At 76.8% G+C, this 10,834-nt stretch carries 9 protein-coding genes and 1 pseudogene; 8 read left to right on the top strand and 2 right to left on the bottom strand.

Annotated features, from left to right (window positions below; all coding sequences use genetic code 11):
• From HLB09_RS08405 to HLB09_RS08380, 6 genes and pseudogenes are all read left to right on the top strand, one after another.
• The coding region (locus HLB09_RS08405; protein ID WP_212770774.1) for an NAD(P)-binding domain-containing protein at positions 1 to 1,113 on the top strand (1,113 nt) is incomplete at its 5' end.
• Positions 1,114 to 1,218: 105 nt separating this feature from the next.
• A pseudogene (locus tag HLB09_RS08400) lies at positions 1,219 to 1,563 on the top strand (DUF2200 domain-containing protein); the annotation flags it as partial.
• Between the two features lie 309 nt (positions 1,564 to 1,872).
• Positions 1,873 to 2,808, top strand: a complete 936-nt coding sequence (locus tag HLB09_RS08395; protein ID WP_171202941.1) for a hypothetical protein — start codon at positions 1,873 to 1,875, stop codon at positions 2,806 to 2,808.
• On the top strand, positions 2,805 to 4,355 hold the full coding sequence (locus HLB09_RS08390; RefSeq protein ID WP_171202940.1) for a peptidoglycan-binding domain-containing protein: 1,551 nt from the start codon (positions 2,805 to 2,807) through the stop codon (positions 4,353 to 4,355). The genes HLB09_RS08395 and HLB09_RS08390 overlap by 4 nt, the downstream gene beginning before the upstream one ends.
• A complete protein-coding gene (locus tag HLB09_RS08385) occupies positions 4,352 to 5,026 on the top strand; it encodes an ABC transporter ATP-binding protein (protein ID WP_171202939.1) in 675 nt (224 codons plus the stop codon). The genes HLB09_RS08390 and HLB09_RS08385 overlap by 4 nt, the downstream gene beginning before the upstream one ends.
• Before the next feature lie 122 nt (positions 5,027 to 5,148).
• Positions 5,149 to 6,351: an ABC transporter permease gene (locus HLB09_RS08380; RefSeq protein WP_409372985.1), complete on the top strand. Its 1,203-nt coding sequence runs from the start codon at positions 5,149 to 5,151 to the stop codon at positions 6,349 to 6,351.
• A 45-nt stretch (positions 6,352 to 6,396) separates the two neighbouring features.
• On the opposite strand, the gene HLB09_RS08375 is transcribed toward HLB09_RS08380, so the two are convergent.
• Positions 6,397 to 8,295, bottom strand: coding sequence for a glycoside hydrolase family 2 protein (locus HLB09_RS08375; RefSeq protein WP_171202938.1), 1,899 nt, complete (start codon positions 8,293 to 8,295; stop codon positions 6,397 to 6,399).
• A 111-nt stretch (positions 8,296 to 8,406) separates the two neighbouring features.
• Between HLB09_RS08375 and HLB09_RS08370 the strand changes: the two genes are divergently transcribed.
• A complete protein-coding gene (locus HLB09_RS08370; RefSeq protein WP_171202937.1) occupies positions 8,407 to 9,327 on the top strand; it encodes an NAD-dependent epimerase/dehydratase family protein in 921 nt (306 codons plus the stop codon).
• A 66-nt stretch (positions 9,328 to 9,393) separates the two neighbouring features.
• Here HLB09_RS08370 and HLB09_RS08365 read toward each other — a convergent pair whose 3' ends face one another.
• The gene (locus tag HLB09_RS08365; RefSeq protein ID WP_171202936.1) at positions 9,394 to 10,323 is read right to left on the bottom strand and encodes an alpha/beta fold hydrolase; all 930 of its coding nucleotides are present in this window, start codon (positions 10,321 to 10,323) and stop codon (positions 9,394 to 9,396) included.
• 33 nt (positions 10,324 to 10,356) lie between these two features.
• Here HLB09_RS08365 and HLB09_RS08360 point away from each other — a divergent pair.
• A partial coding sequence (locus HLB09_RS08360) for an AfsR/SARP family transcriptional regulator (protein ID WP_171202935.1) occupies positions 10,357 to 10,834 on the top strand: 478 nt, incomplete at its 3' end.

Here is a 10,834-nt window from a genome sequence, read left to right as displayed (position 1 = left end):
CTCCCGCCCGCCCCCGCCGCCGACCGGGCGGCGACCGTGGTCGTCGTGGGCGCCGGGCAGGCCGGCCTGTCGGCGGCGCACCACCTGCGGCGCCGCGGCTTCACCAGCGCCCTCGACGGCGCGGGCGACCGCTCCTTCGTCGTCCTGGACGCCGACGCCGCCCCGGGCGGCGCGTGGCAGCACCGCTGGCCCTCGCTGAGCATGAGCACGGTGAACGGGATCTTCGACCTGCCCGGCGCCCCGCTGCCGCCAGTCGACCCCGAGGAGCCGGCGCGCACGGCCGTCCCCCGCTACTTCGCGGCCTACGAGCGCGACCAGGGCCTGCCGGTCCTGCGGCCGGTGCGGGTGCGGGGCGTCGAGCGGGTCGACGACGACCCCGAGGGCGACCTCCTCGTCCGCACCGACGCCGGGACCTGGCGGGCCGCCTCCGTCCTCAGCGCCACGGGCACGTGGACCAACCCGGTGCTCCCCCGCTACCCGGGCGCCGACGCCTTCCGGGGGCGCCAGCTCCACACGAGCCAGTACGTCTCGGCCGAGGACCTCCGCGGGCACCGGGTCGCCGTCGTGGGCGGCGGCATCTCGGCGGTCCAGCTGCTCGAGGAGGTCTCGCGGGTGGCGTGGACCGCCTGGTACGCGCGGCGCGAACCCGTCTTCCGGACGGGTCCCTTCACGTCGGAGACGGGGCGCGACGTCGTCGCCCGCGTCGCGGAGGACGCCGAGGCCGGGCGGGCGCCGCGCAGCGTCGTCTCCTACACCGGCCTCTCGTGGACGCCGTACGCCGTCGCCGCCCGCGAGCGCGGCGTCCTGCGGCGCCGGCCGATGTTCACTGCGCTCGAGCCGCACGGCGTCCGGGAGGCGGACGGCACGTCCACGTCCGTCGACGTCGTCCTGTGGGCCACCGGGTTCCGCCCCGCGCTCGACCACCTCCAGCCGCTGGGCCTGCGCAGCGCCGACGGCGGCGTCGAGGTCCGCGGGACGCGGGTGCTGCGCGAGCCGCGCGTGCACCTCGTCGGCTACGGCCCCGCGCAGTCGACCGTCGGGGCCAACCGGGCCGGGCGCGACGCCGTCGCCGACGTCGTCGCGGCCCTGCGGCGCCGGGCGGCCCGTCCCTGAGCCGCGCCTGACCGGGGCGCCGGGGCTCGACGCGGACCACCCCCGCGCGCGACCCTGGGCGCCCGCGACCGGGAGCACCGGCCGCCCGAGGAGCAGGAGGCCGCCGTGGCCGGGCACCGCGTCTTCGCCGCGCCGCTGGCGAGCATCCACCCGCACTACGTGGCCAAGGCCGAGCGGAAGGGGCGCAGCCGGGCCGACGTCGACCTCGTCGTCTGCTGGCTCACCGGCTACGACGCCGCCGGCCTGCAGCGCGCCCTCGACGACGAGGTGGACCTCGAGACGTTCTTCGCGCGGGCCCCGGCGATGACGCCGCGCACCGCGGAGATCACCGGCCTCGTGTGCGGCGTCCGCGTCGAGGACGTCGAGGACCCCCTCATGCAGAGGATCCGCTGGATGGACAAGCTCGTCGACGAGGTCGCCCGCGGCAAGCGGATGACCTCCGTGCTGCGCGGCGACGACGTCGACGCCGCCCGGGCGCGGGCGGGGCTCGACGCGCCGTCGCCCTCGTCGGCCCCCGACGGCGGTGCGCGAGATCACGTTCCGGCAACTCCGTGACCGGAGCGCCTCCGCCGCCCTAGTGTCCGCGGTGCGGGCAGAGGTCGCCTCCGACGAGCTGCCGACGGGGGCCCGGGGCGCTGCTGCGCCCGGGCGCAGGGGGTACTCATGGCGCTCTCGACGACGTCCTCTCGCGGGACGGGGCCCGCTCGCCGGACCGGACCTGCTCGCCGGACGAGCTCACGGGCGCTCGTCGCCGCCCTCGTGGGCGGTGCCCTGCTCCTCGCGGGGTGCGGCGGCGGCCCCAGCACCGACCCCGAGGCGGAGGGGGAGGTCGGCCCGCTCGGCGAGTACTTCGCGCAGATGTACCCCGAGCAGTCCGAGGAGGACATGGCCGCGCAGATGCGCGAGGTCGAGGAGCTCACCGCCGCCTGCATGCAGGAGCAGGGCTTCGACTACACGCCGATGGACACCTCGCAGGCCTTCGGCGACATGACCGTCGAGGAGGACGTCGACTACGAGTCCGAGGAGTACGTCGCCACCCACGGCTACGGGATGACGACGTGGGAGGAGGAGGCCGCCCCCGCCGAGGAGGAGGTGTGGGTCGACCCCAACGAGGACTACGTCGCGGGCATGTCCGAGAGCGAGCAGAACGCCTTCTACGAGGCGCTCTACGGGCCCATGGACGTCGTGGAGGAGACCGACCCCGAGGCCGAGATGGCCGAGTACGACTGGACCACCGCCGGCTGCAGCGGCGAGGCGCAGCACGAGGTCGAGGGCGACGCCGTCGACCCCTTCAGCGACCCGGCCTTCTCCTCGCTGCAGGAGGAGATGGACCGGATGTACACCTCCGTGCAGGACGACCCGGCCGTGGCCTCCCTCGACGGCGACTGGTCCGCCTGCATGGCCGAGGCGGGCTACGACTTCGCGACGCCGGACGCCGCCTGGGAGGACATCAGCACCCGCAGCGACGAGCTCTACGCCGCGACGAGCGAGACCTCCCCGGAGCCCGACCCGGTGGCGTGGGAGGAGCTGCAGCAGCTGGAGATCGACACCGCCCTGGCCGACCACCGCTGCAAGGACGAGGTCGACTACGACGAGACCTACCAGGAGGTCTCGCTGCGGGTCGAGCAGGAGTTCGTCGACGCCCACCGCGCCGAGCTCGACGCCATGGTCGAGGCCGCGGGCCAGGAGCCGTGAGCGAGCGGTCCCGCGCGGGCCGGGGCGGCCGCACGGTCGCGGTCGTCGGCGTCACCGCCGCGCTGGCCCTGGGGGCGGGCCTGCTCGCCGGGCGCGCGGTCACCTCGCCGGCCGAGGCGGCCGCGGAGGCGGAACCGCCGGCGGCGGGACCCATCACGGTTCCCGTCGAGCGGCGGGTGATCTCCGACGACGTCGTCCTGCGGGGCGACGTCCGCTACGACGACCCGGCGCCCGTCACCGTGGAGACGGGTGACCGCGGCGAGGCGGGCCCCGCCGTCGTCACCGGTGCCGTGCCCGAGGTGGGCGCGACGCTCGAGGCGGGCGCCGTCCTCCTCGAGGTGACGGGGCGTCCCGTGCTCGTGCTGCCCGGCGAGCTGCCGGTCTACCGCAGCCTGCGGGCGGGCTCCTCGGGGCCCGACGTCGTCCAGCTCGAGGAGGCCCTCACCGCCCTCGGCATCGACGTGGGCGAGCCGGGCGACACCTACGACAGCGGGACCGCCGCCGGGGTCCGGGCGCTCTTCGACCGCGCCGGCTACGCCTCGCCGTCGGCGGGCGAGGAGGTGGAGGCCCTCGTGGAGGACGCCGAGGCGGCGCTCGAGCAGGCGGAGGCTGACCTCGCGGCGGCCAGCGCCGCGCTGCAGGAGGCCCGGTCGGGCCCCGCCGAGTCGACGCGGGTGGAGGCCGACAACGGCGTCCGCGAGGCCGAGCGCCAGCTGGCCGCCTCACGCGAGGGCGGTGACGCCCTGGCCGTCGCCGCGGCGGCGGACGCCCTCGAGCTGGCCCGCGCTCAGCGGCGCGAGGCCCTCGCCGTCCCCGAGCCCGTCGCGGAGCAGCAGGCGGTCGCGGCGGCCGAGGCTGCCCGCGACGGCGCGCAGGAGGCCCTGCTGCAGGCGCGGGACGAGGCGCTGACGGGGCTGCCGGCGGGCGAGGTCGTGTACCTGCCGTCGCTGCCCCGCCGTGTGGACGAGGTGTCCGTGCGCCGCGGCGGCCTCGTGGACGGGGCGGTCGTGCAGGTCTCCGGCGCGACGCTCGAGGTCTCGGCCACGGCGTCGACGAGCGACGCCGCGCTGCTGGCGCCGGGGATGCCGGCGGTGCTGGCGGGCCCCGACGGCGAGGAGGTCCCCGTCGAGGTGTCGGCCGTCACCGACGAGGAGGGCGGCGGGTCCGCCGGCGACGGCGGCGCGGAGGGCGAGGGCGGCGACGGCTCCGGCGGGGAGGGCTCGGGCGGCGGGGGCTCGGGCGAGCCGAGGACAGCCCGCTCCACGGTCGTCTTCGCCGTCGGCGCGCTCACCGACGAGCAGCTGACCGCGCTGCAGGGCCAGAACGTGCGCGTCACCGTGCCGGTGAGCTCGACCGGCGGGGAGGTGCTCGCCGTGCCCCTGGCCGCGCTGACGGCCGGGCCCGGCGGCGAGTCGCGGGTCGAGGTCGCCGGTGACGACGGCGCCACCGAGCTCGTCGTCGTCGAGACGGGGCTGGCCGCGGACGGCTACGCCGAGGTCTCCGGCCCGGGCCTGGACGAGGGCGACCTCGTCGTCGTGGGGCGATGAGCGCCCCCGTCGTCGAGCTCGTCGGCCTGACCCGGACCTTCCCCGGCCCGCCCCCCGTGCACGCGCTCGACGGGGTGGACCTCGTCGTGCGCGCCGGGGAGTACGTGTCGGTCGTCGGGCCGTCGGGGTCGGGCAAGTCGACGCTGCTCCACGTCCTCGGCCTGCTCGACCGGCCCACCGGAGGGGACTACCTCCTCGACGGCGTGCCGACGTCGACGACGTCCGAGCGGCACCGCGCCCGCCTGCGCGGCGGCCGCATCGGCTTCGTCTTCCAGCAGTTCCACCTGCTGCCGCACCGCAGCGTCCTCGAGAACGTCCTCCTCGCGACCCTCTACAGCGGGGTGCCGCGCGCGGAGCGCGTCGACCGGGCCCGCGCCGCCCTGGAGCGGGTGGGCCTCGGCCACCGCGTCGACGCGGGCCCCACCACGCTGTCCGGCGGCGAGCGCCAGCGCGTGGCCGTCGCCCGCGCCGTCGTCACCGGGCCGAGCCTGCTGCTGGCCGACGAGCCCACGGGCAACCTCGACTCGGTGAGCTCGGCCGCGGTGATGGACCTCTTCGACGAGCTGCACGCCTCGGGGCTGACGCTCGTCGTCATCACGCACGACCCCGTCGTCTCCGCCCGGGCGCAGCGGCGGGTGCGCATCAGCGACGGCCTGCTGGCGGAGCTGTGAGGCGGCGCGCCGCACCGGTGGCGCTCGAGGACGTCCTCGAGCTGGCCGAGACGGACCCGCCACCGCCCCCGCGCCGTCGGCGGTGGCGGGGCCGTCCGTGGCGGCGGGGCGACGGCTTCGACCTGCGGGACCTGCTCGCCGAGGGCGTCGCCAGCGTCGGCGCCCGCCCGGGACGGCTGGCGCTGACGATGCTCGGCACGGTGCTCGGCATCGCCTCGCTCGTCGTCACCGTGGGCCTGGCGCAGACCGCCGCCGGGCAGGTGGGCCGCCAGTTCGACGCCGTCGCCGCCACCCAGGTCGTCGTCCGCCCCGGCAGCGTCCTCACCCAGTCCGGCGAGGAGCGCGCGACGGGGCGCCTGCCCTGGGACGCCGAGGAGCGCGTCGAGCGGCTGGCCGGCGTCGAGGACGCCGGGGCGCTCGCCGCCGTCGACCTCGGCGGGGCGCCCGTCACCGCCGTGCCCGTCAACGACCCGTCCGCGCCCGCCGCGGTCTCACCGCCGGTCCTGGCCGCCTCCCCCGGGCTGCTCGACGCCGTCCGCGGCCGCGTCGTCACCGGTCGGTTCTTCGACGCCGGGCACGACGCCCGCGCCGACCAGGTGGTCGTGCTCGGGGCCCGGGCCGCCGAGCGCCTCGGGGTGGGACGGGTCGACCGGCAGCCCACCGTCTTCCTCGGCGAGGCGCCCTACACCGTCATCGGCGTCGTGGACGACGTCCGCCGTCGGACCGACCTCCTCGACGCCGTGCTCGTGCCCCTCGGCACCGCGCGCGCCGACCTCGGTCTCACCGCTCCCGAGGAGCTGCAGGTCCGCATCGCCGTCGGCGCCGGCCCGCTCGTCGCCCGTCAGGCCCCGGTGGCGCTGGACCCGGGCAGCGACGACGCCTTCGACGTCGAGGCGCCGCCCGAGCGGTCGCGGGCCCGCGAGGCCGTCCAGGCCGACCTCAACGCGACGTTCCTCGCCCTCGGGGCGGTGGCGCTGCTCGTCGGCGGCCTCGGCATCGCCAACGTCACGCTCCTGTCGGTGCTGGAACGGCGCGGCGAGATCGGCCTGCGCCGCGCCGTCGGCGCCACGCGCCGCCAGGTCGCGGGCCAGTTCCTCGTCGAGTCGGTCGTCCTGGGCCTCCTCGGCGGGGTCGTGGGCGCCTCGCTCGGCGTGCTCGTCGTCGTCGGCGTCTCGGTGGTGCAGGCGTGGACGCCCGTCCTCGACCTGCCGACGGCCTTCGGCTCCGCCCTGCTCGGCGGGCTCATCGGGCTCGTCGCCGGCGCGTACCCGGCGGTCAAGGCCGCCACGGTCGAGCCGATCACCGCGCTGCGCGGCGGGGTCTGAGCACGCGCCCCGGCCCGAGCCGGCTCACCCCCGGCTGGCCCGGCCTCAGCCGGCGCCGCCCGTCACCGCCCGGCGGATGTCCTCGACCGGCGCCTTGGGCCGCCGCTGGGCGTCGAGCAGCCCGTTGGTCTCCTGCTCGGTGTCGGTGAGCTGGGTGTAGCACGAGCCGGCGAGGAAGGAGCTGGCGCGCACGGCGTCGTAGAGCGCCGCGATGCGGGCCGTCCAGTCGCCGGCGTCCTCGGCGGCGGTGTACCCCCAGGCCCCCTCCCGTCCACCACCGGGCTGGAAGGAGATGCCCCCGAACTCGGTGAGCATCACGGGCTGCCCGGCGTCGGCCGCTCCGCCGACGAGCATCGGGCGCCCGGCCGGCCCCAGGCCCCCCAGCAGCCGGTCGCGGGCCGCGGCGTCGGCGTAGCGGGGGGCCAGGACGGCGCCGTCGCCCTCGTAGTCGTGGACGGTCGCGATGTCGGTGTTCTGCTGCTCCCAGCCGTCGTTGCACACCACGGGCCGGGTCGGGTCCAGCGCCCGGGTCAAGTCGGTGAGCGCCCGGGCGTAGGCCTGCTGCGCGGGGTCGTCGCGCACCTGCTGGATGCCCCAGGACTCGTTGAAGGGGACCCACGTGACGACGCACGGGTGCGAGGCGTCGCGGTCGACGACCTCCATCCACTCCGCCACCAGGCGGTGGACCGCGCGCGCGGAGAACTCGTACGCCCCCGGCGCCTCGCCCCACACGAGCAGCCCCAGCCGGTCCGCCCAGAAGAGGAACCGCGGGTCCTCGACCTTCTGGTGGACCCGGCAGGCGGTGAAACCCAGCTCGCGGACGAGCTCGACCTCGCGCCGCAGCGCCTGCGGGGACGGCGCCGCGAGGTGCGACTCGGGCCAGTAGCCCTGGTTGAGCACGCTCCGCACGTCGTACGGGTGCCCGTTGAGGAGGAACGCGCCGTGGGCGACCTCGGCGGTGCGCAGGCCGACGTAGCTGGAGACGGCGTCGACCGGCCGCGGGGCGTCGCCGGCGTCGCCGGCGACCTCGAGGGCCACGACGGCGTCGAGCAGGCGCGGCGTCTCCGGGGACCAGGTCAGCTCGTGCTCCGCCTGCCCGTTGCGCTGCCCGGCGACGGGCACGCGCAGGTCCACCTCGCGGGCGTCGGGCCGCACGGCCTGCGCCACCTCGGCGAGGACCTCGTCGTCGTGCCGCAGCACCACGCGCACCCGGGAGCCCGCCGGGGCGCGACCGCGCAGCCGCACCGTGAGGTCGAGCGCCGAGCGCCCCAGCGCGCCGGGCGCCGGCAGCCACCGCAGGTGCTCGACGCTCGTGGCCGGGACGGCCTCGAGCCAGACCGTCTGCCAGATGCCGGTCGTGCGGTGGTACCAGATGCCGTGGGGCTCCTCGTGCCAGTCCTGCTTGCCGCGCGGCTGCGCCGCGTCGTGCGGGTCGTCCTCCGCGCGGACGACGACGAGGGGCTCACCCTGGCCGGCAGCCCGGACGGCCGCGGTCACGTCCACGACGAAGGGCGTGTGGCCGCCGACGTGCTCGCCGACGAGCGCGCCGTCCACCCAGACCCGCGCGCTGTGGTCGACCGCACCGAGGTGGAGCAGGACGCGCCCGGAGGGATCGCCGGCGCCCGCGCGGGCGAGGTCGTCCGCCGTGAGCCGGCGGGCGTACCAGACCACCGGGTGGAAGCCCCGGACCTCGACGCCCGACGCCGACGACTCGGGCGGGAAGGGGACGCGGATCTCACCGGCGTCCGGCAGCCCGGCGGCCCAGCCCTCGGCGAGGCCGACGTCGTCGTCGTCGTGGCGGAAGGCCCACGGGCCGTCGAGGCTCGCCCACGCGGCGCGCAGCATCTGCGGGCGGGGGTGGGTGCCGTCCTGCGCGCTGGCCCTCGGCAGCGCCGAGGACGAGCGGGTCGACGGGGTCGCGGCGTCGCTGCCGGAGGTGCTCATGCGCAGGCACGCTAGGACGCCCACGCCCTCGCGCGGCGCGAAGGGTCCCGCGGCCGGGCGGGGCGGCCCCGGGACGTGCGGAACCGCCGCCGCCGATGTTGGGTGGCACGCATGCGCATTTTCTTCACCGGCGGCAGCGGCAAGGCCGGTCACCACGTGGCGCCCTACCTCGCGTCGCAGGGCCACCAGGTCACCAACGCGGACCTCACGAACCTCGGCCACCCCGACGTCACCGACCTGCGCGTCGACCTCACCGACGCCGGCCAGGTGTACTCGGCGATGGCCGGCATGCCGACGATGGCCGACCTCGAGGCGCCCGAGCTGGTCCAGGGCGGCCGCGGGTCGGCCTACGACGCCGTCGTCCACTTCGCCGCCGTCCCCGCCATCGGCATCGCGCCCGACTCCGCGACCTTCGAGACGAACATCCTGGCGCACTACCACGTGCTCGAGGCCGCGACCCGGCTCGGGATCCGCAAGGTCGTCTTCGCCTCGTCCGAGACGACGTACGGCGTCTGCTTCGCCCAGGGCGAGCGCAAGCCGCTGTACGTGCCGGTCGACGAGGAGCACCCCGTCGTGCCGGAGGACTCCTACGCGATGTCGAAGGTCGCCGGGGAGGTCGTCTCCCGCTCCTTCCACGCCCGCACCGGGGCCGACGTCTACGGCTTCCGCATCAACAACGTCATCGAGCCGCACGAGTACGAGGAGAAGTTCCCCGCGTTCCTCGAGGACCCGGCGCTGCGGCGGCGGAACATCTTCGCGTACATCGACACCCGCGACCTCGGGCAGGCGACCCTCAAGGCGCTGGAGACCGACGGGCTGGGCTTCGAGATGTTCAACATCGCCAACGCCGACATGTCGGTGGCGGCGACGACGCAGGAGGTCGTCGAGCGCTTCTACGACGGCGTCGAGGTGCGGAAGGAGATGGGTCGGGACGAGACCTTCTACTCCATCGACAAGGCGCGCCGGCTGCTCGGGTACGAGCCGCAGCACTCGTGGCGCGACGTGCTGGCGGACCCGCGCGCGGACGCCTGACCGGCCGCCCCGAGTCGACCGGCGGCACGACGACGCGCCCCACCACGTCCTCGTGCCGCCGGTCGCTCAGCGCTGCAACAGCGCTCGGACGTCGGCGACGACCTCGTCGGGCGCCGTCTCGGCCAGGAAGTGCCCGGCGTCCGTGAGGCGGAGCTCGAGGTCGTCGGCCCAGGGGCGCCACACCGCCGCGGCGTCGTAGCCGAGCGCCGCGCCCCAGTCCTGCTGCACCACGCTGACCGGCACGGCGAGGCGCCGCCCGGCGTCCCGGTCGGCCTGCTCGTGCTCGACGTCGACGCCTGCGGTGGCGCGGAAGTCCGCGACGATCGACGGCACCGCCGCCGCGCTGGCGCGCAGGTACGCGGCGCGCACGTCGTCCGGCATCGCCGCAGGCTCGGTGGCCCAGGCGTCGAGGAAGTGGCCGAAGAAGACGTCGGGGCTCGCGCCGATGAGGGCCTCGGGCAGCCCGGGCGGCTGGGCCATGAGATACAGGTGGAAGGCCGCGGCCGCCGAGCGGCCCTGCAGCACGGCCCACGTGTCGAGCGTCGGGACGGCGTCGAGGAGCCCGAGGTGCGTGACGGCGTCCGGGTGGTCCAGGCCGGCCCGCAGGGCCACGAGCAGCCCCCGGTCGTGGCCGACGAGCGCGAACCGCTCGTGCCCCAGCGCGCGGGCGAGGGCGACGACGTCGGCCGCCATCGTGCGCTTGCTGTAGGTGTCGGGGGTCGTCGCCGCGGGCTTGCTGCTGGCGCCGTAGCCGCGCAGGTCCGGGCAGACGACGGTGTGGTCGGCGGCGAGCGCCACGGCGACGTGCCGCCACATGAGGTGGGTCTGCGGGAAGCCGTGGAGCAGCACCACGGGGCTGCCCGACCCGCCGACGGCGGCGTGGAGGGTGACGCCGTCCGCGACGGGGACGTCGACGGCGTCGAAGCCGGGGATGCTGGGGTCCGTGGGAGCCGGGGCCGTGCTGCGCGCGAGCGGGTCGGTCGTCGTGTCCGTCATGCCTCGAGCCTCCGGCCGGCGGATGAGCGGCGGATGAGCGCGCTCCCGCGCCTCGGCGTGCTCGGCCCCACCACCGCCTGGGACGCGGGCGGCCGCGAGCTGCGGCTGCCCGGGCCGCGCCACCGCGAGCTGCTCGTGCGCCTCGCCGTCGCGCGCGGCGCCGTCGTCCCCGTCGCCGTCCTGGTCGAGGACCTCTGGGGGGCAGCGGGTCCGGACGACGAGCGCGGGCGCACGGCGGCCGTGCGCACCTTCGTCGCGGCCCTGCGCCGCGCCCTCGAGCCGGACCGCACCCCCCGAGCCCCGGCCCGCGTCCTGCGCACCAAGGGCCCCGGGTACGCCCTGCACCTGCCCGGTCGCGCGCTGGACGCCACCGCCTTCGAGGAGGACGTCGCCCTGGAGAGCGCCGGCATCACCCTGCTGCAGGCCGACCTGACCGCACTGGTCCGCGCCCGCCGGCTGTCGCGGGCGACCATGGGCAACATCCGTCAGAACCTGGTCTTCGCGTTCGTCT

The organism is Pseudokineococcus marinus (assembly GCF_013004605.1).
Lineage (GTDB): Bacteria > Actinomycetota > Actinomycetes > Actinomycetales > Quadrisphaeraceae > Pseudokineococcus > Pseudokineococcus marinus.
Note: the sequence above shows the minus strand (reverse complement) of the source record. Positions and strands in the feature narration are given on the sequence as shown.

Coding starts and splice junctions, on each gene's coding strand:
- HLB09_RS08385 (WP_171202939.1), top strand. CDS start 4,352: ATGAGCGCCCCCGTCGTCGAGCTCGTCGGCCTGACCCGGACCTTCCCC.
- HLB09_RS08375 (WP_171202938.1), bottom strand. CDS start 8,295: ATGAGCACCTCCGGCAGCGACGCCGCGACCCCGTCGACCCGCTCGTCC.
- HLB09_RS08370 (WP_171202937.1), top strand. CDS start 8,407: ATGCGCATTTTCTTCACCGGCGGCAGCGGCAAGGCCGGTCACCACGTG.
- HLB09_RS08365 (WP_171202936.1), bottom strand. CDS start 10,323: ATGACGGACACGACGACCGACCCGCTCGCGCGCAGCACGGCCCCGGCT.